This window comes from Selenomonas sp. ND2010 (genome assembly GCF_000702005.1).
Taxonomy (GTDB): Bacteria; Bacillota; Negativicutes; order Selenomonadales; family Selenomonadaceae; genus Selenomonas_A.
Genome location: NZ_JNKI01000012.1, coordinates 17,571 through 42,368 on the forward strand (window position 1 = coordinate 17,571; position 24,798 = coordinate 42,368).

At 49.3% G+C, this 24,798-nt stretch carries 20 protein-coding genes; 18 read left to right on the forward strand and 2 right to left on the reverse strand.

Features of this window, described 5'->3' with window-relative positions:
* The first annotated feature begins 33 nt into the window (after positions 1-33).
* On the forward strand, positions 34-3,492 hold the full coding sequence (gene malQ, locus T504_RS0105810) for a 4-alpha-glucanotransferase (RefSeq protein ID WP_033170129.1): 3,459 nt from the start codon (positions 34-36) through the stop codon (positions 3,490-3,492).
* 82 nt (positions 3,493-3,574) lie between these two features.
* Here the strand turns inward: malQ and T504_RS0105815 are convergent, their stop codons facing one another.
* On the reverse strand, positions 3,575-4,639 hold the full coding sequence (locus tag T504_RS0105815) for an HD-GYP domain-containing protein (RefSeq protein WP_033170130.1): 1,065 nt from the start codon (positions 4,637-4,639) through the stop codon (positions 3,575-3,577).
* A gap of 198 nt (positions 4,640-4,837) precedes the next feature.
* Here T504_RS0105815 and T504_RS0105820 point away from each other — a divergent pair, with 198 nt between their 5' ends.
* The 8 genes from T504_RS0105820 to T504_RS0105855 all read left to right on the forward strand — a co-directional run bounded on the left by T504_RS0105820 (position 4,838) and on the right by T504_RS0105855 (position 13,504).
* On the forward strand, positions 4,838-5,641 hold the full coding sequence (locus T504_RS0105820; protein ID WP_033170131.1) for an amino acid ABC transporter substrate-binding protein: 804 nt from the start codon (positions 4,838-4,840) through the stop codon (positions 5,639-5,641).
* A 112-nt stretch (positions 5,642-5,753) separates the two neighbouring features.
* On the forward strand, positions 5,754-6,398 hold the full coding sequence (locus tag T504_RS0105825; protein WP_033170132.1) for an amino acid ABC transporter permease: 645 nt from the start codon (positions 5,754-5,756) through the stop codon (positions 6,396-6,398).
* Positions 6,379-7,161 carry an amino acid ABC transporter ATP-binding protein gene (locus T504_RS0105830; protein ID WP_033170133.1) on the forward strand — a complete coding sequence of 261 codons (783 nt, stop codon included), beginning with the start codon at positions 6,379-6,381 and terminating at the stop codon, positions 7,159-7,161. Before T504_RS0105825 ends, T504_RS0105830 begins: the two co-directional genes overlap by 20 nt.
* Before the next feature lie 126 nt (positions 7,162-7,287).
* The gene (locus tag T504_RS0105835) at positions 7,288-8,469 is read left to right on the forward strand and encodes an N-acetylmuramoyl-L-alanine amidase (protein WP_033170134.1); all 1,182 of its coding nucleotides are present in this window, start codon (positions 7,288-7,290) and stop codon (positions 8,467-8,469) included.
* Between the two features lie 34 nt (positions 8,470-8,503).
* Positions 8,504-9,706, forward strand: coding sequence for a YecA family protein (locus T504_RS0105840; protein ID WP_033170135.1), 1,203 nt, complete (start codon positions 8,504-8,506; stop codon positions 9,704-9,706).
* On the forward strand, positions 9,706-11,061 hold the full coding sequence (locus T504_RS0105845; protein ID WP_033170136.1) for an MATE family efflux transporter: 1,356 nt from the start codon (positions 9,706-9,708) through the stop codon (positions 11,059-11,061). Before T504_RS0105840 ends, T504_RS0105845 begins: the two co-directional genes overlap by 1 nt.
* 6 nt (positions 11,062-11,067) lie before the next feature.
* A complete protein-coding gene (locus T504_RS0105850) occupies positions 11,068-11,976 on the forward strand; it encodes a tetratricopeptide repeat protein (RefSeq protein WP_033170137.1) in 909 nt (302 codons plus the stop codon).
* 19 nt (positions 11,977-11,995) lie between these two features.
* On the forward strand, positions 11,996-13,504 hold the full coding sequence (locus tag T504_RS0105855; protein ID WP_033170138.1) for a C1 family peptidase: 1,509 nt from the start codon (positions 11,996-11,998) through the stop codon (positions 13,502-13,504).
* A 57-nt stretch (positions 13,505-13,561) separates the two neighbouring features.
* On the opposite strand, the gene rpsT is transcribed toward T504_RS0105855, so the two are convergent.
* Entirely contained in the window at positions 13,562-13,828 is a 267-nt protein-coding gene (gene rpsT / locus T504_RS0105860; RefSeq protein ID WP_033170139.1) for a 30S ribosomal protein S20, read from the reverse strand.
* Positions 13,829-13,991: 163 nt separating this feature from the next.
* On the opposite strand from rpsT, the gene lepA reads away from it, so the two are divergent.
* From lepA to T504_RS0105905, 9 genes are all read left to right on the forward strand, one after another.
* The gene (gene lepA, locus T504_RS0105865; RefSeq protein ID WP_033170140.1) at positions 13,992-15,788 is read left to right on the forward strand and encodes a translation elongation factor 4; all 1,797 of its coding nucleotides are present in this window, start codon (positions 13,992-13,994) and stop codon (positions 15,786-15,788) included.
* Between the two features lie 12 nt (positions 15,789-15,800).
* The gene (hemW, locus tag T504_RS0105870) at positions 15,801-16,967 is read left to right on the forward strand and encodes a radical SAM family heme chaperone HemW (protein ID WP_033170141.1); all 1,167 of its coding nucleotides are present in this window, start codon (positions 15,801-15,803) and stop codon (positions 16,965-16,967) included.
* Between the two features lie 80 nt (positions 16,968-17,047).
* On the forward strand, positions 17,048-17,959 hold the full coding sequence (locus T504_RS0105875; RefSeq protein ID WP_072022711.1) for a polysaccharide deacetylase family protein: 912 nt from the start codon (positions 17,048-17,050) through the stop codon (positions 17,957-17,959).
* Between the two features lie 126 nt (positions 17,960-18,085).
* Entirely contained in the window at positions 18,086-18,934 is an 849-nt protein-coding gene (locus T504_RS0105880) for a serine hydrolase (RefSeq protein WP_197018686.1), read from the forward strand.
* A gap of 205 nt (positions 18,935-19,139) precedes the next feature.
* Positions 19,140-20,174: a heat-inducible transcriptional repressor HrcA gene (gene hrcA, locus T504_RS0105885; RefSeq protein ID WP_033170142.1), complete on the forward strand. Its 1,035-nt coding sequence runs from the start codon at positions 19,140-19,142 to the stop codon at positions 20,172-20,174.
* 62 nt (positions 20,175-20,236) lie between these two features.
* Positions 20,237-20,836, forward strand: coding sequence for a nucleotide exchange factor GrpE (grpE, locus tag T504_RS0105890; protein ID WP_051635230.1), 600 nt, complete (start codon positions 20,237-20,239; stop codon positions 20,834-20,836).
* A gap of 62 nt (positions 20,837-20,898) precedes the next feature.
* A complete protein-coding gene (gene dnaK / locus T504_RS0105895) occupies positions 20,899-22,746 on the forward strand; it encodes a molecular chaperone DnaK (protein WP_033170143.1) in 1,848 nt (615 codons plus the stop codon).
* 72 nt (positions 22,747-22,818) lie between these two features.
* Positions 22,819-23,970 (forward strand): molecular chaperone DnaJ, encoded by a 1,152-nt coding sequence (gene dnaJ, locus T504_RS0105900; protein ID WP_033170144.1) that lies wholly within the window; start codon positions 22,819-22,821, stop codon positions 23,968-23,970.
* Positions 23,971-24,079: 109 nt separating this feature from the next.
* Positions 24,080-24,778, forward strand: coding sequence for a M48 family metallopeptidase (locus tag T504_RS0105905; protein WP_033170194.1), 699 nt, complete (start codon positions 24,080-24,082; stop codon positions 24,776-24,778).
* Positions 24,779-24,798 lie beyond the last annotated feature (20 nt).

Here is a 24,798-nt window from a genome sequence, read left to right on the forward strand (position 1 = left end):
TATGCAAGAAAAATGAGAAAAGGAGGGGATTTTATGCTGGGAAGAAATGAGGTTGAGCATAATTCCCGAAATGTTTATTTTCGTTCCCCAATTGGAGCCGCAGAAGCTGGTTCTAAAATAAAACTCGGAATTCGTTTGAGAACCTGCCAGTCCATCCAGAGCGTGCTTATGCGGGGATGGCATGACCGGTTTGGCGAGAAGCTCTTTACGCTCACCACCAAGGATGAATGGTCCAGTGAGGAAAAATATTATTCCATTACGCTGGATTTGCCGGAAAAAGGCTGCTTGCTTTGGTATTATTTTATAATCACCACTGCCGATGGCACTTGCTATTATGGAAACAATCCAGAACAGCTCGGTGGCTTGGGGGAAGTATATGACCATGTACCGCCATCGTTTCAGATCACGGTATACAACAAAGGGGCTAAAACCCCGGATTGGTTCAAACACAGCGTGATGTATCAAATCTTCCCAGATCGTTTCTATCGGACGGGAGAGCGGATTATTCCCAAAAAGGGAGCCGTATATCATGCGGATTGGTCCGATGATCCTTGTTACTACAAAGACCCGGATACGAAAGAGATTGTGGCGTATGATTTCTTTGGCGGGAATCTACAGGGAATCAAGGAGAAACTCGGTTATCTGAAGAAATTAGGGATTTCAGTCCTCTATCTCAATCCGGTATTTGAATCGGAAAGCAATCATCATTACGATACGGGAGACTATCACAAAATCGATCCGATTCTAGGGACGAAAGAGGATTTTCGTGAATTGGTTCAGGCGGCGAAAGAGCAGGGAATACGCATAATCCTCGACGGTGTATTCAGCCACACGGGCAGCAACAGTCGTTATTTTAACCGGGCTGGTGCCTATGATACGGTGGGCGCGTTTCAATCCAAGGAATCTCCTTACTATGAATGGTATAGCTTCCGCAATTTCCCTTATGAGTATGACAGTTGGTGGAATTTCAATACGCTTCCCAATGTCAATGAGACGACACCATCTTATATGGATTTTATCATTCACAATGAAGATAGCGTGCTCCATCATTGGATGAAGGAGGGAATCGCTGGCTGGCGTCTCGATGTCATCGATGAACTGCCGGAGCCTTTTTCGCAGGCTTTTTTTGCGGAATTGAAAAAGACGAATCCCGAAGCCGTTATGATTGGTGAGGTATGGGAGGATGCGTCTCATAAGATTGCTTATGGAACGCCTCGAGAATATCTCTGCGGTCAGGAAATGGATTCGGCGATGAATTATCCGTTCCGGGATATTTTGTTTGACTTTTTGTTATACCGGAATGATGGGCGGCAGGCAATGCGGCGCTTCGAGAGTCTGCGGGAGAATTATCCCAAGGAAAATTTCTATGCCATGATGAACCTCATTGGAAGTCATGATGTTCAGCGAGCTATAACAATCCTGGGCGAGGCTGCTTATTACGATGGTATGCCGGCCGTAGAGCAGTCGCGGTCAAGGCTGGACAAGGATCAGTATAATCTTGGGGTAGAACGGTTGATGATGGCTTCACTTTGGCAGATGACTTATCCAGGGGTTCCCTGTGTCTACTATGGTGATGAAATCGGCATGCAGGGATTTAAAGATCCATATAATCGCCGGCCGTATCCTTGGGGGAAGGGAGATCCTTATCTGAATCATTGGTATGAGAAAATCATTGCCCTGCGCAATGAACATCCGGCGCTGCAGACTGGTGCGCTGCTGCCACTCCTGGCAGAAGGGGATTGTATCGCCTATGCCCGGGTCATCCGCGGCGGCAGGGATGTGTTCGGACAAGAAGAAAAAGATGAAGCCTTCCTGGCTGCCTTTAACCGGAGCCGGACGGAAACCCATACCCTGGAAATGGATGTCAGCGATTTCGCAGAGGGGCATTTTGTCGATGCGCTGGGGAGTGATGATGTGTATGAGGTCACCCGCGGCAAAGTGGAGTTAAGGCTTGAGCCGCTGACTGGGGTCCTGCTCCAGCATAAGCGGGCTCCCCGAGCCTATAAGCGTCAGGCAGGCATATTGCTTCATCCCACTTCACTGCCGTCTAAATATGGAATCGGGGATCTGGGTAACGAAGCGTACAAATTCGTTGATTTTCTCAAGGCCGCTGGGCAAAAGGTCTGGCAAATTCTCCCCTTGGGGCCTGTGGATAACGTGGGGTATTCCCCTTACCAGTCGAGCTCGGCTTTCGCCGGGAATCCCTTGCTGATTGATTTGAACGAATTGATTGAGAAGAAGTGGTTAACGGCAGCTGAGGCCAGGGTGCCTTATGTGAGCAATTCCCCTTTTATCGATTTTGAATGGGTCCAGCATTTCAAGCAGAAATGTTTCAAAAAGGCTTGGACGAAATTCCAGCATACGATGGATAAAAATGAAGAGTATCAGGAATTTTGCCGGAAAGAAGCGGATTGGCTGGAGGATTTTTCGTTATTCCAGGCAGCTAAGCGGGAATACAAGGGGAAGGAGTGGAGCAAGTGGCCGGAACCCATCCGGGGGCGTGATCCCCAGGCATTGGCGGAACTTAGGAAACGACTGGCCGATGCTATTGGAATGGTTAAGTTCGAGCAATATCTATTTGCTATCCAGTGGCAGCGGCTCCATGATTATGCCAAATCACAGGGCGTTCAGATTATGGGGGATATGCCGATATTCCTGGCCGGGGACAGTGCCGATGTTTGGGCAAACCAGCAACTTTTTGATCTTCGGGAAGATGGCACGGCCAACACGGTGGCTGGAGTTCCGCCGGATTACTTTAGTGCAACGGGACAGCTTTGGGGCAATCCTCAGTACGATTGGCAAGCGATGAAGGCAGAAAATTACAGTTGGTGGAAGAAGCGTTTCCACAAGCTGTTCGCGATGGTGGATATCGTCCGTATCGATCACTTCCGCGGATTTGAGTCCTTCTGGGAAGTGGACGGCAAGGCATCGACAGCTATCAATGGCCGTTGGGTCAAGGGCCCCGGGAAGCCGTTTTTTGATGAGCTTCGCCGGGAATTCGGTGATAGGTTCCGCATTGTTGCTGAGGACTTAGGCATTATTACCGATGAGGTGGAACAGCTTCGTGATGCCTGCGGGTTCCCTGGAATGAAAGTACTGCATTTCTGCTTGCATTTCAATGAGCAGGGGCGGCTTGGCTGTGTGGTCCCCGAGAACAGCGTGGTATACACGGGAACGCATGATAACAATACGACGGTTGGCTGGTACAATCAAGATATTGATGAATCCGTGCGGGCTGCAGTGGCAGGCTTGCTGCATGCCAAGGCTGATCGGCCGCAGGATGTGGCTGCCGGGCTTATCGCTTTTGCGTATGCGTCAAATGCCCGCTTGGCAATTGTTCCGATGCAGGATATCCTGCATCTGGATGAGCGCAGCCGGATGAATACACCGGGAACGGTGGGTTTGAACTGGAAATGGCGGCTGAAAGCGGATTACATGTTGCTGATTGAGCCAGAAGAATTAAAACGCCTTGGCGAAAAATACGAGCGTTAATTTTTGCCGATAGGCATAAAACAGCCCCGCATAAGCTTGGAAAATGTCCAGCTTATGCGGGGCTGTTTATGTTCAAAATCGGTTATTTGGGGTTGTACTCCGTAATCGTAAGTTCCGGATGCTCATTGAGATTGATGATTTCATCAGGAGAAATGCTAACAACCGGATGTGCGGCAAAGTCATTGGGATAGGCCGCAATAATACCCTTTTCGCCATTGTTCAACGTGACCCGCGAACCAAGGAAAGCATCCTTGATATGGGTGAGCACTGGAACGCAGACGGTAGGATCTAATGAGGTGAACATGCTTTCCGTAATCAGTGCAATGGCCGAAAACGGAGTCTGTTTTACGTAGCCTTCACGCTCGGTGGTGATATTGTCGTAGATATCGGCAATCATGATGATACGCGCGTATTCGTGGATGTCGGCTCCCATGCAGTTGAAGGGGAAGCCGGTCCCATCCATCCGCTCATGGTGCTGCATGGCAGCGAGCTTTACGCCATCGGAAAGACCAGGCTGGGCGTTCAAGATATGATGGCCGTCGACCGTATGCTTGATATAGGCCTCATAATCTTCGCCCTGCAGGTTGTTGACATTTTTATCCAGCAGGCGCTGCGGGAATTTCGTTTTGCCGATGTCATGAAGAAATCCAGCTAACATGATATCTCTGCGTTTCGCACGATCGAAGTGCATCCATTTCGCGATGACGCCGGATAGAATGGAAACGCGCAACGAATGGTTGTAAATGTCGCTGGCCAGATGATTCAACTCGTAAAGATAATCGATGGTACCACTGTTGGCTGCCATCGGGGCAATATCGCTTTTCATCAGGTTTTCGGTCTTCTCTACCGGAATGGTACCGGTTGCTCCGGTTTCGGCAAAGATGGAGCGGGCTTCCTGTACGACACCCTCGTATTCCTTGACAAAAGCATTGCCGCGGTTGAATATCGTGGATACAGTCTGGTAGTTCTGGCTGAGTTCATACTCATCCTTTACATAAACGACCGGGATATTCAAAAAGGTCAAACGTGTGATATGGGCTTTGGTCAATAATGTATCTTCAGATAAAACCACGACCATGTCCGGATTGACGATGGTGCGGGCGAGAATCATTCCAGGTTTTAAATCCTCTACGGAAACAGCTCGCAAACTAATCCCCTCCTTAGACTACGGAAATCCGTATTATATACTATACTATTCGCCTTTCAAAGGAAAAAACCTGCCATTTGCGCAAAATAATGTGATTTCGTAGAAAAAATAGTGCTTGACATTGTTTACAGAGTTACAGTATAATAGCATCATGTTAATCCTTTAATGAGATAAAGAAATGAAAAGGAGCGTTTCATTATGAATTGGAGAAAACTTTTAGCATTTGGCATGGCGGCGGTAATGACGGCGGCTCTTGTCAGTGGCTGTGGCAGTGATAAAGCGAAAGATGGCGGTTCTTCGGACGGCAAAAAAATCGTAGTGGGACTCGATGATAATTTCCCGCCGATGGGATTTAAAGATGAGAACAATGAAATCGTTGGTTTCGATATCGATTTGGCGAAAGAGGCTTCCAAGCGTTTGGGACGTGAGGTGGAGTTCAAGGCAATCGATTGGTCGAGTAAAGAAGCGGAGTTAAAGAGTGGCCGCGTGGACATTCTCTGGAATGGGCTCGATATTACCGAAAAGCGCAAAGAGAATATGCTGTTCTCTGACCCGTATATGGATAACCGCCAGATCATTTTCGTAAAGAAGGGCACGGCGGATATCCGCGATGAAAAGAGCCTGGCTGGCAAGGTCGTTGGCACGCAGAGTGCAGGTACGGCAGAAGAGTACATGGATAAATCGGATTTCTTCAAGAAGGATGTCAAAGAGGTCAAGAAGTACTCCGATTATGTTTCGGCCTTTATGGATTTGGAAAACGGCCGGATTGATGCTGTGGTAGGCGATGAGATTACGGGGCGTTACTACATGAGTAAACATGCGGATTCTATTGAAGCGGTTGATGCTGTAGTCGGTGACGTCAGCGAATTTGGCATTGCTTTCCGAAAGGACAACCAGCAGCTTCGCGATGAAGTGCAGAAAGTCCTCAATGAAATGAAGGCTGATGGCACAATTGCCAAGATTTCCGAGAAATGGTTCGGCAAGGATATCACGAAAAAATAAGATACGGATAACAGGAGGCGGGCCGATGGGCCTGCCTCTTTGCTTTACAGCAGCGGTGGTTTCGTGTATAATTAGCGTATTAACGCTTTGCTATACTAAAGGAGATTGTTGGATGGATAAGCTGCTGGATACCTTCCTGTTGATGTTGGAAGGATCAGAAATCACGCTGGAAATTTTCTTTGTCACCTTGATTATTGCTTTGCCATTGGGGATGTTGGCGGCTTTGGGACGCTTGTCGTCACTGAAACTGCTGTCGCGGTTGGTGGAGTTTTATATTTGGCTCATGCGCGGTACGCCGCTCATGTTGCAGCTGCTCTTTGTCTATTTTGCCCTGCCGATGGTGGGAATCCGTTTGCCGGATATCGCAGCAGCACTCTTGGCCTTTACGCTTAACTATGCGGCGTATTTTGCGGAAATCTTCCGAGCCGGAATTCAATCGGTACCGAAGGGGCAGTATGAAGCTGCCAAGACTTTAGGGATGAGTTATCCACAGACAATGCGCCGCATTATCCTGCCGCAGGTGTTCCGCATGGTTTTGCCGCCGGTCAGCAATGAGACCATCAATCTCGTAAAGGATACGTCGCTGGTCTATATTTTGGCGATGAACGATTTGTTACGAGTAGCGCGAACTATCGTGCAGCGGGAATTTGATATGACGCCGTTTTTGATTGCGGCGGTGTTCTATCTGGCAATGACGTTTGTGTTGACGTGGGGCTTCAAGAAACTGGAGGCATATTATGGCAAATACGACAACTAAGGGCGATGTCATGCTGCGGATGCATGATATTCATAAATCCTTCGGTGCGCTTGAAGTCCTGAAGGGAATTGACTTGGAGGTACGCCGGGGGGAGGTACTGGCAATTATTGGCCCTTCGGGTTCTGGAAAGAGCACACTTTTGCGTTGCATTAACAAGCTGGAGACGATTAACAGCGGCTCTATTGAAATTGAAGGTGAGTTTTTGGCGGTTACCAAGGAAAACGGTGAGGCCGAGTATGCAGAAAGTAAGGTGGAGCGTAAACTCCTGGGTTGTATGGGCATGGTATTCCAACAGTTCAATCTGTTTCCTCATATGACGGTCTTGGAAAATCTGTTGGAAGCACCGATTCATGTGAAGGGACTTAAGCGCGAGGAAATTGAGCCGTATGCTAAGGAACTATTAGCCAAGGTCGGACTCTTAGACCGTGCGGATTACTATCCCTCACAGCTTTCCGGTGGTCAGCAGCAGCGTGTGGCCATTGCCCGGGCGCTTTGCATGAAGCCGGATATTATGCTGTTTGATGAACCAACGTCAGCTCTCGATCCGGAGCTTACGGGAGAGGTGCTCAAAACGATGCGGGAACTTGCCGAAGAACATATGACGATGGTGGTAGTTACCCATGAGATGGCCTTTGCCCGAGAGGCAGCCAGTCAGGTTATTTTTATGGCGGGCGGCAACATTGTGGAGCAGGGAGAACCGAATGCGTTTTTCTCGCAGCCCAAGGAGGAGCGTACCAAAGCATTCCTTAATAATATGCTCTAATATATTGGATTCTCTTTACAGGATTGTTAGGCCTTCCCTAGGAAGGCCTTTTTCGTACATAAGTTTCTTGATTTTTTGCAAGAGACATATGATAATAAGGTATATGTGCCTGTAGGGAGGGATTTGATGAGACGGAGAATAATTCGTTTGATTCTTGTCACATTATATATGATGCTTTTCACCCTGCCGGCTTTCGCAGCTGATACGAATTTTGGGCAGCGGGTAAGCGGCATGGCTGAGGTAACTGGCGTTCGGGTCAGTACAGAAGCAAATAAGACGCGCATCGTAATCGATGCCAATAAAGAAGTGAAGTTTAAGGCGATGTCCCTGGGGGAACCAGACCGCCTGGTGGTAGATATCCCGAATGCCTGGCTTTCGCCGAAGCTCAAAAAAGAGTACGGGGTGAACAGCCGCTTTGTGGGGAAGGCCCGCGTGGCTCAGTTCAATCCGCAGACCGTGCGGATTGTGGTCGAGAGCAAGGTCGGCAAACAGAATCACAAGGTGTTTTCGCTAAAGGGCGGGCCGGTAGCAGGCCGCGTGGTGCTGGATATCGGCGACCTAAGTGGCGATACCTCTGGGACAAAGATTGATTTGCCGAAGAGTAAACCAACGCCGGCACCATCAACGAAGCCGACAACCAAGCCTACGCCTAAACCTGCCGCGAAACCAGAATCTAAATCGGAGAACAAACCTCAGGATGATGTCGATGGAGAGCTGGCAGGGATTACGGGATTGCGAGGCAGAAAGATCACCATTGACCCTGGTCACGGCGGAAGTGATTCCGGTGCTATCGGACCTACGGGCGTAATGGAGAAGAGCGTTACTCTGCGCGTGGCGCAGGAATTAAGACGCCTGCTGGTGGCAGAGGGGGCGTCGGTCTATATGACTCGTGAGACGGATACGGAGGTCTCTCCTAAGGGGGCTGATGCCAGCGACATTGAGGAGCTGCAGGCCCGTTGCGATATCCCCAACCAGAATGGTTCGGATATTTTTGTTTCGATTCACATGGATTCGTTCACCAATGGTGCTGCGAAGGGAACAACCGGCTATTATTATTCGCTGGGGTCAAAGCGTTCGCGGGAATTGGCGGATAAAATCCGTTCGGGAGTTATCGATCAGCTGGGAACCCAGAGCCGTGGAACCCAGAGTTGTAATTTTTACGTTGTAAAGCATACGGATATGCCAGCAACATTGGTGGAGGTTGCCTTCATCTCCAATCCGTCAGAGGAGCGTCTGATGAACAGTGAAGCTGGTATTAAGAAAGCCGCACAGGGCATTGCCGATGGCATTGCGGATTTCTTTGGATGATTGAGACAGGAAAGTGAGGATTTAATCTTTTATAATGGAAGAGAATAAGACGGAAATCGAACAGAACAATGAGACGTTGGAGCAGATGGCAGCAGCGGATATGGAAGCGCGCAAGAAGGCGCTTTACCGCCATAAGCTGCCGAAATCATTAGATCTGCTGGATATGTTGGCGGCGATGACGAAAGCCGAGCTGGATGATATCCGCTACAACCTCAATATCACGGGCGTAAGTTCGCTCAAGAAGGCGGACCTTGCCGAGCGCTTGTCGATAGAAATCGTTAAATTTTCCCAGCGCTGGTTTCCTTCGCTTCTCGAAGAAGAATACGAGTGTTTCCAGCATTTGCTTAAGCATGATGGCCTGACCACGGAGTTCCGTGATGATGACGTTCGCCTCGACTATTTGCGCGGACTGGGGTTAGTGTCCTGCGGGGTGAAAGAGGACAAACTGGCCTGGTACATGCCAAAGGAAATCCAGGCAGAGTTCAAGAAGCTCGATTCGGGAACGTTCCGTAGTCTGGCGGAACTCAATACAGAGGTCACGCGCCTGGCGTCTGGCTGCTTGTTCTTTTATGGCTATATGAATTACGAACAGCTCTATGAAAAAGTAATCGGCTATTTGGATGCCGCGCAGGCTGAGCAGGTTTCGTTTATGGATTTTGTCGGTGTTATGCTCAATGCTTCCTGCTGGAACAATACGCTGGTGGCATTGCCGCAAGGGGCAAAATATTATACGCTGATCGATGAGAATAAGCTGGAGGATGAGCAGCGTGAGCATGCAAATCTCGACTTCGCGCCGCTGTCCTATAATCGGGTTTACGAAGCCGGCACGGAAGGTTATATCGATGCTACCGATGCGTATAAGGCTCTGGCGCAGTTTTTCATGCGCGAACATGATTGCGATGTCTTGAAGGCGGCGGATATCGTTGGTGAAATCCTCATTCTGTTACAGAATGGAGGAAATATGCAGGAAGCTGTCGAATATTTGGATGAGCTTGGATTGATGAAGGATGACCGCAAAGCTGAGGCTATTGTACCGCTTCTCATCGCGTATAATAATTCGACGCATCTCTGGCCGCTGAAGGGATATACTCCGGCAAAACTTATGGCGAAGTCAGGCCGGGGGAAAGTGATTCCCTTTGAGGAAGTGCGCCGTCATAAGGTCGGACGCAATGAGCCATGTCCGTGTGGCAGTGGCAAAAAATATAAAAATTGTTGCTTGCATAAGGATGAAAATTAATGAAACAAACTTATGGTTATCAGCAGAAAGCACGGCAGTTCTTTGCCGTGCTGCTGCCTATCTTTATTACCCAGCTGTCACTTATGGCAACTGGGTTTTTCAATACGATTATGGCGGGCCATATCAGCCAACAGGACTTGGCCGGGGTTGCGGTGGGCGTTAATCTTTTCCTGCCCTTTTTCGGCAGTGTGCTCGGCATTATATCGGGACTTACGCCGACGATTTCGCAGCTTTATGGTGGCGGGCGGCAGGACAAGATTGGCTTTATTGTCAAACAGGGCTTTTATTGGGCGCTGACTTTGGCCGTTTTGTTTATTGCCTTGGGCTGGCTGGCAGTGCCACGGGTTTTGCCGCTGCTTAATCTGGAACCGAAAGTTCACGATATCACGGTGCATTATTTGCTCGCTGTGTCCTTTGGGATTGTGCCGATTTTTTTGGCCGGCGTCCTGCGAAATTTTATTGATGCTCACGGTCATACACGGCTTACGATGTGCATCACAATGACGTCGGTACCGGTGAATATTGTCTTGAATTATGTGTTTATGTACGGCCTGTTTGGCATTCCAGCGTTTGGCGGCATTGGTGCTGGCATCGGTTCGGCAATTGCCTTTACGCTGAATCTTTTGCTTAATGTGCTGGTCGTCACGCAGGTGGAACCTTTCAAAAGCTATCGCATTTTCCATCATTTCCCGCGTCCGCAGCTGTCGGAGTGGAAAAAACAGCTGGGAGTCGGGATACCGATTGGCAGTACGATGTTTTGTGAACAGAGCATCTTTGGTGCCGTGGGCCTTTTTATGACGGCATATGGTACGGTGATTGTGGCTGCGCATCAAGCCGCCATGAATTTTACGACCATCGTTTATATGGTGCCGCTGGCGGTCAGCATGACGTTGACCATTTTGGTCGGTTACGAAGTCGGAGCAAAGCGTTTTGTTGATGCGCAGCAGTATATCCGTCTCAGCCGGGTGTTGACGATGCTTTTTGTGGGAGCACTTGCGCTGCTTTTGACGCAGTTCAAGAGCGAAATTGCCGCTTTATATACTTCGAGCCCTGAAGTTCGGCCGATACTTGCAGGTTTTCTGGTCTATGCGGTATTCATGCAGGTATCGGACAGCATCAATGCGCCGTTGCAGGGAGCACTTCGTGGGTATAAAGATGTTCATGTGACCTTTTTGCTGGCGATATTGTCCTTCTGGATTATCGGCCTTCCAAGCGGCTGGATGCTGGCAAATTGGACGGCGGTTGGTCCCTATGGCTATTGGATTGGCCTTATTACCGGCGTGTTGGTCGGAGCTGTTTGCCTGCAAATTCGCATGCGGCAGGTACAGCGGAAGTTTTTAGGTCAGAGAGGATGATGCCGAATGTGGGGAGGCCTGGAAAAATGGAGCGCAGGAGCACTAACGGTACTGGTTTTTTATGGCTGTAGTGCAGGAACGGTGCAGGCAGGACCGTTGCGCACGGTATCGCAGTGGCAGCAACAGGTGGAAAAGCTTCGGGGAGAAAAAAAGTTAAGTGCCTATGATGAGGCGATTCGCCAGTATCCTGCTTATGTTGACTTTTATATCAAACGAGGGAAGTTTCATTTGCAGCGGGGAGAAAGCCAATTGGCAAAGCTCGACTTCGATAAGGCGATCCTGCTTGATGACAAAAATGCCGCCGCCTATACTGGACGGGCAGAGGAACGGGCTTGTGCTGGGGACAGCAAGAGCGCCTGGCAGGCTTATGAAACCGCATTATCCCTCGATGGCAAGAATCCATTGATTTTACAAAGCCGTGCTCATTTTTATTATGAGGGGATGGCCGATTACCGGAAGGCCATAGCCGATTATGATAAGGCGGCACAGCTCGTAACAGCGGAAGATGATTCCAGGCGTTTGAAGATTGCGCTGCAGAAGCTGGGGGTGCAGCTTAAATACGCAAGCTTTCAAAAAGGATATTATGCGACAATCGTCAATTCCGTAGATACTATTTTGGCCATGAAGCAGCAAAAGATCAATCACAAGCAACGGGAGTATCTCTATGAAGCGCGTTGTGTGGCCAATTACGAACTGGAGCAATACGCGGAAGCTTTGCGTGACAGCCAGTATATCCTCCTCCTGTTGGATAAGGATAAGTTCAGGCAGGCGCGCATCTTGCAGCAGCAAAGCCGCATCCTGACGAAGATGGGCCTTGGGCAGGCGGCTAAAGAGGCCATGAAGGCAGCGCTTTTGCGCAATCCGAAAATCATGGTGGACCGACAGTATGAGTTAGATAGGGATTTGGTGGATTGACAGCAGGAGGCGTGGGAATATGATGCGCAATGCAGTGCCGGGATTTTGGGGAGCGCTTTTGGGTCTGCTGCTGCCGGTGGCAGGTTTTGCCCAAGGGGCGTCAGCAGCGACAGCGTTGCCGGATTTTTATGATATGCGGCTGGCAGATCCATTTGACCGGTCCAGTTATTTTGACGGGAGAAAATCCATGCTCAATGACGTGGGCAGCCAGGGAAGTGCGAATATCTGTTGGGCGTTTACGGCAGCGGCTGCGTTGGAATCCAACGTATATAAAAATTGGCAGCGGCAGGGGATAGCCTATTCGGTGGATGCCCGGGGCTTTCACTTATCGCCCTGGAAAATGGCTTGGTTTTCCTATGCGCGGCCAGTAGAAGAGCCCGGGGATTTGACCGGGGTTATGGGAAAGCCGTTGCGAAAAGGCAGCTATGCGGTTCCGTTGGCCAGCCGTGTCTATGGCCATGGCAGCTGGCCACTCTTTGCGCCGGAATTTTTAGCTGGCAGTGGTATCGGCTTTCGTAAAGCTGAGGCAAGTGTATCAGAGGACATGAAAGCGCCGACTACCTGGGGGGATGACGCGGGACTTCGTCTCCGCAATATCTTCACGAGTACGGGTACGAAGCTCGATCAGCCAGCGGAAATCGCGCGGATGAAGTCCATAATGCTGGAGTATGGTGCCTTGGCGGCGGGCGTCAACAGTCTGCCGCTGCAGCAAAAAGGAGCTGTCGCTTATTATCGGGCCAAGCCACTGCCGGTGAATCATGGGGTCAATATCATCGGTTGGGATGATTCCTATGATTTTGCCGGCTCGGGACTCAGGGTAAAACCTAAGCATAAAGGGGCCTGGATTATTCGCAATAGTTGGGGCAAAGCGTGGGGCGATGGTGGTTATGCATATCTTTCGTATGAGGATAAGACGTTGCGCAATTACGTAGCGTATGATACTTCGCTGGACACCGCCGCTTACGATTGGATTGATACCTATGAACGGTCAAATTGTTTGGTGCCGCCGCGGCAGAATTGGGAAAATAGCAGCGGCCCGCGGTATCGTCAAATGGAATCAGGCAGCGGTTTTGCGGCAGGCTATCGAGCAAAGGGCGCTGGATGGATACAGGCGGTAGGCTTCTATGCGATGGCGGATGCACTGGAATATACGATCACAATCCGCAAGGGAAGTCTGGACCCGAAGCAGGGAAGTTTGGCCTTGGAGCAAAAGGGGCGCTTTGGTGCGGATAATACGCCGGATTGGGCGGGATATCGCACTGTACCGTTATCGTCGAAAGTATTCCTCGCTCCGGGGGAAGCATATACCGTGGCAGTTATGCTACAAAATCCCAAGGGAAAAGTCCGGTTGGTTTTGTCGCCACAGCTTGTCGAGTCACGGAAGCTGGATTCGGTTCATAGTTATCTTCGAAGGGGCCGGCATGGCAGCTGGCAGAAGACAGTTCGCAGGAATGACGGGGAACAGCCGGTATGGTATCGGAATGCTTCCGTTGTTCAGCGCGTTTATGTCAAGAAGGCTGAAAAATGAAGACAACAAAAAAGACCTGCTGAAAAGCAGGCCTTTTTTCTATCTCATCTGAGAAAATTACTTAGCGAGTGCGTTGACTTTGCGAGCCAGACGGGATTTTTTGCGGGATGCAGCATTTTTATGATAAACATGGTTAGCAGCAGCCTGATCGATCGTCTTGCAAGCAACCGTAAGGAGGGATTTCGCTTCATCAGCGTTTCCAGCCTCAACAGCGTCAAGAACACGACGGGAAGCAGTGCGTACACGGGACTTCTCAGCAGCGTTCTTTGCATGGCGCTTAGCGTCAGATTTAACACTAAGAATAGATGCTTTAATATTTGGCAAGTAATTCACCCCCCTTAACAAATTCGTTACTTTGTTATCATAGCATGTGGAAAAATAAAAAGCAATAGTTTTCTTTAGTTCGGCCTGCTATTTCTTGCAGGTGAGCGGTGTTCAATGCTATAATACGATAGATATGGATTGTTATTTTGAAAGGAAAATGACTATGCAGAACAAAAATATCCGCAATTTCTCGATTATTGCTCATATTGATCATGGCAAATCGACGATTGCGGATCGTTTGATTGAATATACGGGGACACTCACGAAGCGTGAGATGGAGGCGCAGGTCCTCGACAATATGGATTTGGAGCGGGAGCGCGGCATAACCATCAAGGCCCAGACGGTGCGCCTCGACTACAAGGGGAAAGACGGCCAGCTGTATCAGCTCAATCTCATTGATACGCCGGGCCATGTCGACTTTACGTATGAGGTATCGAGAAGCCTGGCGGCCTGTGAGGGAGCGCTGCTGGTTGTCGACGCTGCCCAGGGCGTTGAGGCCCAGACGTTGGCAAATGTCTATATGGCATTAGAAAATGACTTGGAGATTGTGCCGGTCATCAATAAAATTGATCTCCCCAGTGCTGACCCGGAACGCGTAAAGGAAGAAATCGAAAACACTATTGGTCTTGACACTTCCAATGCGGTGTTGGCATCAGCGAAATCCGGCATTGGCATTGAAGAGATTCTCGATTCGATTGTCGATTATATTCCCGCACCGGAAGGGGATGAGAATGCGCCGCTGCAGGCCTTGATTTTTGATTCGTTCTTTGATTCGTATAAGGGCGTTATTGCCCATGTCCGTGTCAAGCAGGGCCATATCAAAAAAGGTATGAAGCTCAAGATGATGGCAACGGGCAAGACCTTTGAGGTCACCGATGTGGGCTGTTTTAAACCGCAGCCGGTCGATGTCGGTCATCTCGATGTTGGTGAGGTAGGCTTTGTGGCCGGTTCGCTCAAGGATGTGCGCGATGTCCAGGTAGGCGATACCATTACGTTTGCCGATAATCCGGCGGCAGAACCGCTGCCAGGCTATCGCGGGGTTACGCCGATGGTTTATTGCGGCCTTTATCCCGTTGACAGCTCGGATTACGACAATCTCAAAGATGCATTGGAAAAAATGCAGATCAACGATGCGGCACTGGTATTTGAGCCAGAGACGTCAGTAGCCTTGGGCTTTGGTTTTCGTTGCGGTTTCCTGGGACTCTTGCATATGGATGTCATTCAGGAACGTCTTGAGCGCGAATACAACCTAAAGCTGATTACGACAGCACCATCGGTTATCTATCATGTGTTCAAGACGGATGGTTCCCAGGTGGATGTCAGCAATCCGTCCGATTTGCCGCCACAGACAGAAATCGAGCATATTGAAGAGCCGTATGTAAAGGCGACGGTTATCGTACCGAATGATTTTGTCGGTGCGGTTATGGAGATTTCTCAGGATAAACGCGGGGAATTTAAGACGATGGATTATCTCGATGAAAACCGCGTCATGATTACCTATCATATCCCGCTCAATGAGATTATCTTTGACTATTTCGACCGTTTGAAATCGGCAACCCGTGGATATGCTTCGCTGGATTATGAGTTGGCCGATTATCAGGAATCAAAATTGGTTAAAGTGGATATCCTGCTCAATGGAGATCCGGTGGATGCGCTTTCGACCATTGTTCATAAGGACCGCGCTGCCGGTCGTGGGCGTCAGCTGGCTTCGAAGCTTAAGGAAATTATTCCGCAGCAGATGTTTGAAATCCCCATCCAGGCAGCTATTGGCAGCAAAGTCATTGCTCGTGAGAACGTCCGCGCCCGTCGTAAGGATGTCTTGGCGAAATGTTATGGCGGCGATATATCGCGTAAGCGCAAACTGCTCGAAAAACAGAAGGAGGGCAAAAAGCGCATGAAGGCAGTCGGCAGTGTCGAAGTGCCACAGGAAGCGTTTATGGCCATCTTGAAGATCGATTAATGGAGAAAGTGAATGGATGCAAAACAATGGGGCGTATATGTCCACATTCCCTTTTGCCGCCAGAAGTGCTTCTACTGTGACTTCCCGTCTTTTGCCGGGCGGGAGCGTTATTGGGAAGATTATACAGGAGCCCTGTGCCGGGAAATTGCGGTACGGGGCTCTTATTATCGGCAGCAATGGGGAAAACCGGCGACGATTTATCTGGGAGGCGGGACACCGTCTATCTTGCCGGAAAAATTCATGAAGCAGTTGCTCTCGGAACTTCGCCAGATTTTTTTGCCGGATGGCAAAGCTGAGGAATTTACCGTGGAATGCAATCCAGGAACCGTCGACGAGCCTTATTTGGCGATGCTGCGGAATCGAGGGGTGAATCGTCTTTCCTTTGGCGTGCAGAGTTTTGATGATACCTTATTAAAAAGAATCGGCCGTATCCATAATGGCCAGCAGGCCGTGGATGCGGTAGCAATGGCAAGGCGGGTGGGCTTTGCGAATCTGAGCCTTGATTTGATGTATGGGCTTCCGGGACAGACTTTGGAACAACTAAAAGAAAGCGTCGAACAGGCATTGTCCCTAAAGCCGGAACACATATCGATCTACGGACTTCAGCTCGAGGAAGGGACGGCATTTTATCGGATGCAGGAGCTGGGGAAACTCAATTTGCCGACGGATGACGTCACAGAAGCCATGTACGATTATATGACGGAATATTTACCGTCACAGGGCTATGAACGCTATGAGATTTCGAATTTTGCGCGGCCGGGGTTTGAGAGCCGTCATAATATGAGTTATTGGCAGGATGTGCCCTATCTTGGGGTGGGAGCTGCCGCACATTCGTATCTTGACGGGCAGCGATGGGCTGCGTTTGCCGAATTAGACCGCTATATGGATGCGATAAAGGAGAATCGCATTCCCGTAGAACCGGAGGAAGCTGCCACGACAGCTATAGCTATCGAAGAGTTTTGTTTTTTGGCTTTGCGGACAGCTAAGGGGATAAGCCGGGAAAAATTCCTGCAAAAGTTTGGCAGGGAGATGGACGTGTGGTATGGAACAGTCCTGAGGGATCTTTCGGCGCGAAAACTGCTCGTTGACGATGGCCGATATGTCAGACTGACCCGTCAAGGCATGAAGTATGGGAATTTGGTATTTGAAAAATTTTTGCTTGATGCGCAAGATTTTTGATAATGCCTAGTGGTTATTTGAGGAAAGTCTGCTATAATACTTTTGTATACTTAAAATTGGATGAGAATCGGGGAGATATCATGGACAGAAAGATCATTGAGAAATTTGTCTTGTCCGCTTTGATTATTATGGGATGCAGTGCTGTGGGAGGACTTATCTGGGCAAATAGTCAGAATCAGCTTCAGCAGCAGGCTGCTGTAGAAGAAGCGGAAAAAGAACCCGGCGTAGAATCGGATGCCTATATTTTGGCCAAGGGGGATTATTCCAATTTAGAGGAACTTCTTACCGATGTCGACAAACCGGTCTATGACCGCTACACGTTAAAGCAGCGTCAGGAAAAGGGACTGCCGACAATGCTGCCGCCGTTGGCCGTATATAATAAGGAAAAAGTAGCCTATCTGACTTTCGACGATGGCCCGGATAATAAGAATACTTTGGCGATTTTGGATATTCTCAAGGCAAATGGGATTCATGGCACGTTTTATGTAACCGGTAAGATGTGCGAGGAGAATCCAACCGTACTCAAGCGAATCTTTGAGGAAGGGCATGCAATCGGCAATCATAGTTACGACCATGATTACAAGCGGTTGTATCAGTCGAAGGATAGTTTCCTGGCAGAAATGCAGCAGACCGATGATATCATCTTCAACATCCTTGGGGTGCGTCCGTTCATTATCCGTGCTCCCGGTGGAACGGTGGGAATGTTTTCCGCGGACTATTATCCGGCGCTTACGGAAGCAGGATATGTGGAACATGATTGGAATGTCAGTTCCGAGGATGCGACGCCGAAACGGCCCAATGCCGCTCGACAGATTAAATTCGTGGACAGCATGACGAAGGGCGACCTTAAGGATAATATGGCATTAGTGCTTATGCATTGCTGTGGGGGCAAGGAAGAAACGGTTAAGGCGCTGCAAGGAATCATTGACGTACTGAAAGCCAAGGGGTATCGTTTTGGTGTTGTGACACCGATTACTCCGCAGCCATGGTAAGGGGAAAGACAGGAGCAGCCCGTGACGTTTAAGCGAATCATTTGTTTTTTTTGTATAATGGTAGTCCTGGAAATTGGCAGTATGTTGTCGATAGCCATTTGGATGCATCAGGATGAGGGAAGCTCTGTGCAGGCAGAATCTGCTCATGAAGATCGCGATGCTGTAGGCGAGGAAAAACGCGCGCCCAATGCCAGGGATGCTGCGGAGTTAAACCGCAATATCGAACGCATATTGGGGGGCGATTCTGCGCGCTATGCAATCTATTTTTTGCGCCCCGCCGAGGAGGAGGAACCCTTCCTTTATCAGAATCGTCCGATGTCGCCAGCGAGCATGATTAAGGTTTTTATCATGGCAGCGGTTATGCAGGAGGTGCATGATGGCAGGTTGTCGTTGGAGGAAAAGCTCGTCATACGGGAATCCGATGTAGTGGGTGGTGCCGGTGTGATTACTTGGTATAACATCGGAGAAGTGCGCTCTATACGGGAACTTGTTTCGGGGATGATTATGAGCAGTGATAATACTGCCACCAATATCTTAATCGATCGTTTGGGAATGGATAAAATCAATCGGTATATCCAAGAACACGGATATGGAGACACGCAGCTGGTCCATAAGATGATGATTGGAAATGGCGGACGAAAGAATTTTTCATCCGCGCGGGACTTAGGAAAATTGTTCAGCCGGCTGTATTATCATCAGTTGGTAGGAGAGTCAGAAGACCGATTTATGGAACTGGTGCTTTCTGGACAGAAGGACAAGGAATGCTTCAATGCTGCGCTTCCGGATTTTACGATTGCGCATAAGACGGGAGAAGTTACCGGACTTTACGATGATGGTGGAATCTTTTATGGCAAACAAGGCGATTTCGTACTTGTCATCATGAATGAGGGCTTTACAAGCCGTGGGGATACGATTGAAGACATGAAGCAATTGACGCGTTATTTTGCCTCGACCCTTAAAAAGAAAAAGAAATAAATGCAGGGACTTTTGAGGAAAAAGTATGCTGAACTATTGGGGGACCCGCTGGGGCTGAAAAGTACTGGCGGGGTTTTATATTTGACTTTTTGTCTTTTAGTGTTGACTTTTTGCCTTATTCGCGGTATTATCTTAATAGATTCGAAGTTAGCACTCACTATATAAGAGTGCTAACAGGAAAATAAATACCGAAGGAGGGATGCTGATGTCCGAACCGATAGATGAGCGCAAACAGCGGGTATTAAAGGCCGTTATCGATGATTATATCGAGACCGCCGAGCCAGTGGGCTCAAGAACGTTGGCTCGGAAGTATGACTTAGGTGTCAGTCCAGCTACCATCCGCAATGAAATGGCGGATTTGGAAATGCTGGGGTATCTCGAGCATCTTCATACCTCCTCCGGTCGGGTACCATCCTCCAAGGGATATCGTTTCTACGTGGATGGCCTGATTCCGCCAAAGCCAGTCAGTGAGGAAGAAAAGGCACGGATCGATCGTTGGTATAATGCCAAAGTCAAGCGGATTGATGAGGTGTTTCAAGAGACTGCTCACATCATATCCCAAGTGACCAAAAACGTGTCGCTGGTGCTGGCACCGCAGCTTACTCAGGCGAAGTTCCGTTGCTTGCAGTTTTTGCCGCTGGATGATTATCGTGTCATCACAGTGCTTATGACCGATGCAGGCTTTATCGAGAACAAGATTGTCGAAATGCCAAGTGGTGCGACCTTTGAGGATTTTCAGCGGATGGCAAGGGTTATCAATGATAATCTTGCTGGGCATACCCTCGATACCATTCAGCATCATGCGCTTTCAGAGATTCGCGATGAAATCTCCGATGAGCCCCTTTATGAATCAGCCCTGGAGATTATCCATCGGGCATTGGATACCGGAAAAAGGGAACGGCTTTATCTTGGGGGAACTACCCAAATGCTGGATCAGCCGGAATTCCACGATGTGGAGAAGGTAAAAGAGACCTTGATGATGCTGGAGGAGGAAGAGCTTATCAAAGACATTCTATATGCTCATATGGGAGATGGCCTTGAGGTCACCATCGGGCAGGAAAATGAGGATAAGCACTTCAAGGACAGCAGCATCATTACGGCGACTTATCATCTCGATGGAGAGCTTTTGGGAACCATCGCAGTATTGGGACCGACCCGTATGGAGTATGCGAAGGCGATGAGCCTTCTCGAGTACATGAATTCGAATCTTACCAATGTCATCAAACGCTTTCACTGGTAGACCCTGCTGGTGCTTAGCAATATATATCCCCTTTGAAAGAGGTGAAGGAATTGCCATCATTTATGAAAGATGAATTAAAGAAAAAAGATGAGCAGAAACTTGACGAGATGCAGCAGGAAATCAATGAGGCCAGTGCTGAAGCTGAGGCTGAAGAAGTTGAAGATCAGAATGATGCTGAGGTAGACGAGGCAGCTGAGACGGAAACTTCGGATGAGGCACAGCAGCTTGAAAAGCTGGCGGCAGAGCTGAAGGAAAAAGAAGAACGCGTTCTTCGCCTGCAGGCCGATTTTGAGAATTTCCGCCGTCGTACGGCAAAAGAGAAAGAAGAGCTTTCGGCAGTCGTTACGCAGGGCATCCTCAAGGATATGCTGCCGCTTTTGGACAATTTTGAACGTGCTATGGCTGCTGAGGCCAAGGACGGGGAAGCTTTCCAGAAAGGCGTTGAGATGATTTTCACGCAGTTTGGGGAAGTGCTCAAGAAGAATGGCTTGGAAAAAATCGAAACTGAGGGACAGAAATTTGACCCGAATTTCCACCAAGCGGTTATGCGGGTTCAGAATGAAGAACTGGAAGATGATGATATTGCCCAGGAACTTCAGAAAGGCTATATGGTTAAGGGCCGGGTAATTCGTCCGAGCATGGTTCAAGTAGTAGCTAACTAACATCTGTTTATAAAGTTTTTCTCTATATATTTTGAAAAAGATATTTTTAGGAGGATTTTAAAATGTCTAAAGTAATTGGTATTGACTTAGGTACGACCAACTCCGTTGTATCTGTTATGGAAGGCGGCGAGCCGACGGTCATCACGAACCCGGAAGGCAGCCGCATCACGCCGTCTGTTGTCGGTTTCACGAAAGACGGACAGCGTCTCGTAGGCCAGCTGGCAAAACGTCAGGCGGTATCCAATCCGGATCGTACGATTGCATCCATCAAACGCCACATGGGTGATTCCAACTACAAAGTAACGGTTGATGGCAAGAGCTATACGCCGCAGGAAATCTCCGCAATGGTTCTGCAGAAGCTCAAGGCAGATGCGGAAGCATATCTTGGCGAGACGGTCAGCCAGGCTGTTATCACGGTTCCGGCTTACTTCAACGACAGCCAGCGCCAGGCAACAAAAGATGCTGGTAAGATTGCTGGTCTCGAGGTTTTGCGTATTGTCAACGAGCCGACGGCAGCAGCCCTGGCTTATGGCCTCGACAAAGATGATGATGAGACGGTTCTCGTATTTGACCTTGGTGGTGGTACGTTTGATGTCTCGATCCTCGAACTTTCCGGTGGTACGTTTGAAGTTCTGGCAACCAATGGTGATACGCATCTGGGCGGTGATGACTTTGACCAGGCTATCATGGATTGGATGGTTGAGGAGTTCAAGAAAGAGAACAACATTGACCTGTCTCAGGACAAGATGGCTGCGCAGCGCCTGAAAGAGGCAGCTGAAAAAGCGAAGATTGAGCTCTCCAGCATGACGCAGACGAACATCAACCTGCCGTTCATCACGGCGGATGCTACGGGCCCGAAACATCTCGACCTTACGCTGTCGCGTGCTAAGTTTGATGAACTCACGAGCAGCCTCGTTGAGCGTACGATGGAGCCGACCCGCAAGGCTATGGCTGATGCGGATCTTTCGGGCAGCGACATTAACAAGATTATCCTCGTTGGTGGTTCTTCCCGTATTCCGGCCGTTCAGGAAGCTATCCGCAAGTTCCTGGCAAAAGAGCCGTCCAAGGGCGTTAACCCGGATGAGTGCGTATCGGTCGGTGCTGCAATCCAGGGTGGTATCCTCGTTGGCGAGGTCAAAGATGTACTGCTCCTCGATGTTACGCCGCTGTCCTTGGGTATCGAGACGCTCGGCGGTGTTTGCACGAAAATCATCGAGCGCAACACGACGATTCCGACGCATAAGAGCCAGGTATTCTCCACGGCTGCAGATAATCAGCCGTCCGTTGATATCCATGTTCTTCAGGGTGAGCGTGAGATGGCTGCTGGCAACAAAACGCTGGGCCGCTTCGAGCTCTCCGACATTCCGCCAGCTCCGCGTGGAGTTCCTAAAATCGAGGTTTCCTTCGATATCGATGCCAACGGTATCGTTCATGTATCGGCAAAAGACCTCGGTACGGGTAAAGAGCAGAAAATCACGATTCAGTCGGATGGCGGCATGAGCAAAGAAGATATTGATCGCATGGTCAAAGAGGCTGAGGCGCATGCAGCAGAAGATAAGAAGCAGAAAGAGGCCATCGATGTTAAGAATCAGGCTGACAGCTTCGTATATCAGGCAGAAAAGACCATCAAGGATCTCGGTGATAAGGCAGATAAAGCACAGATTGCCAAAGTTCAGGAAGGTGTCGACAAGGTAAAAGAGGCACTCAAGAGCAATGATACGGAAACGATCAAGAAGGCAATGGAAGAAGCGCAGAAACCGCTTTATGAAATGAGTGCGGCTGCTTATCAGCAGGCTCAGGCTGCTGGTCAGGGTGCCCCAGGTGCAGATCAGGCAGCTCAGGCTGATGCCAAGAACGATGACGATGTGGTAGATGCAGAGTATACGGAAGTCAAAGACGATAAGAAATAATTCACGGTTTTGATGGATGGATTGTTGGGAGCCTGCGGGCTCCCAACAATTATATTTTAAGGATGGTGCAACGTGAGCGAGAAACGCGATTACTATGAGGTGCTGGGCGTTGATAAGGGCGCATCGGCAGCTGATATAAAAAAGGCCTATAAAAAAATGGCCCGTAAATATCATCCAGACCTCAACCGCGACAACCCGAAAGAAGCTGAGGAGAAATTCAAGGAAGTCAACGAGGCCTATGATGTCTTGAAGGATCCGCAGAAGAAAGCCCAGTACGATCAGTTTGGCCATGCGGCCTTTGAAGGCGGCATGGGCGGCGGCGGCTTCGGTGGTTTCGGCGGAGGCGGCTTCGGCGGTTTCGGTGGCGGCGGAATGGATGACATTTTCGACATGTTCTTCGGTGGTGGCGGACGTCAGCGTTCCCGCGGCCCACAGCCGGAACGTGGCAGTGACCTGCGCTATGATTTGGAGATCACTTTCGAAGAGGCTGCTTTTGGCAAAGAGGTAGAACTCAGCATTCCCCGCATGGAAACTTGTGAAGCCTGCCATGGCAGTGGAGCTGCTGCAGGAACCAGTCCGGAAACTTGTCCGGATTGCCACGGAACCGGTATGCGCCAGCAGGTACAGAATACGCCATTTGGCCGGATGGTCAATCAGACCACCTGTGGCCGTTGCCATGGTACGGGCAAGATTGTCAAAAATCCTTGCAGCGAATGCCATGGTACGGGGAAAAAGAAGGTTCGCAGCAAGATTAAGGTCAACATTCCGAAAGGTATTGACAATGGGCAGCGGGTTCGCGTCCGGGGCGGCGGTGAAGCCGGAAAACTCGGCGGCGAGCACGGCGATCTCTACGTATACATCTTCATCAAGCCGCATAAGATTTATCAGCGTCAGGGAACGGATGTCGTCGTGGAAGTGCCGGTTTCTTTTGTTCAGGCAGCTTTGGGCGATAAAATTCAGGTGCCGACTATTGATGGCACGGTTGAGGTTAAAGTGCCAGCCGGGACCCAGTCGGGCAAAATCCTGCGCCTGCGCGAAAGAGGTATTCCGCATCTGCGTGGTACAGGACGTGGCGATGAACATGTTGTCATCAAGGTACTCACGCCGCAGAATCTCAACCAGCGTCAGAAGGAACTCCTCAAGGAGTTTGGCGAAATCAGTGGCGATAAAGTCAATCCGGAACAGAAGAGTTTCTTGGATAATCTCAAGAACCTTTTTAAATAATAAAAAACTGGAAGCGTCTAAATTGATTTTAGTTGCTTCCAGTTTTCTTTTATTTACAGGGGAGATATATGTTATACTAGCAAGAGGAGTCGTGGTTCGAGGAGAGGCTATGCAAATACAAGTGGCGGAAGTGCCTATTGAAGTACAGAAGAAAAAAATAAAGAATATGCATCTTTATGTAAAACCTCCTGGTGGACGGGTGGTTATTTCTGCGCCCCTGCGTGTGTCGAATAAAGCTATCGAGCTGTTTGCTCGTACCAATCTTCCCTGGGTGCGGCGGCAGATAAAAAGATTTCAGGAGCAGCCTCGTGCGGCTAAGCGACAATATGTATCGGGAGAGACGATTTATCTGTGGGGCGAGCCTTATCGCATCGTGGTCATTGAGTCACAGAAGACTGCTTATAAAATTAGGGGAGATAAAATTCTATTGTATCTGCCGAAAAAATCCAGCGTGGATTGGCGGGAGAAGTTTATGCGGGAGGTCTACCGGGCAGAACTAGTTAGGAAAACAGAGGTGCTGCTGCCGAAATGGGAGACGATTACAGGCCTGAAGTCCAGCGAGTGGCGCACCAAGTATATGAAGACGCGCTGGGGCACCTGCAATATCGTGGTGAAGCGCATCTGGCTCAATGTGCAGTTAGCGCAGAAACCTCCTGTGTGCTTAGAGTATGTGATACTTCACGAACTGACCCATTTCATCGAAAAGCACCATAATGAAAGATTTTATGATTTTGTGGCAAAGTTTATGCCGGATTGGCAGGCAGTAAGGGCGCAATTAAATAACTTGCGCTTGGATGCAGTAGAATAAAAGAACTATTGGAGGCAACA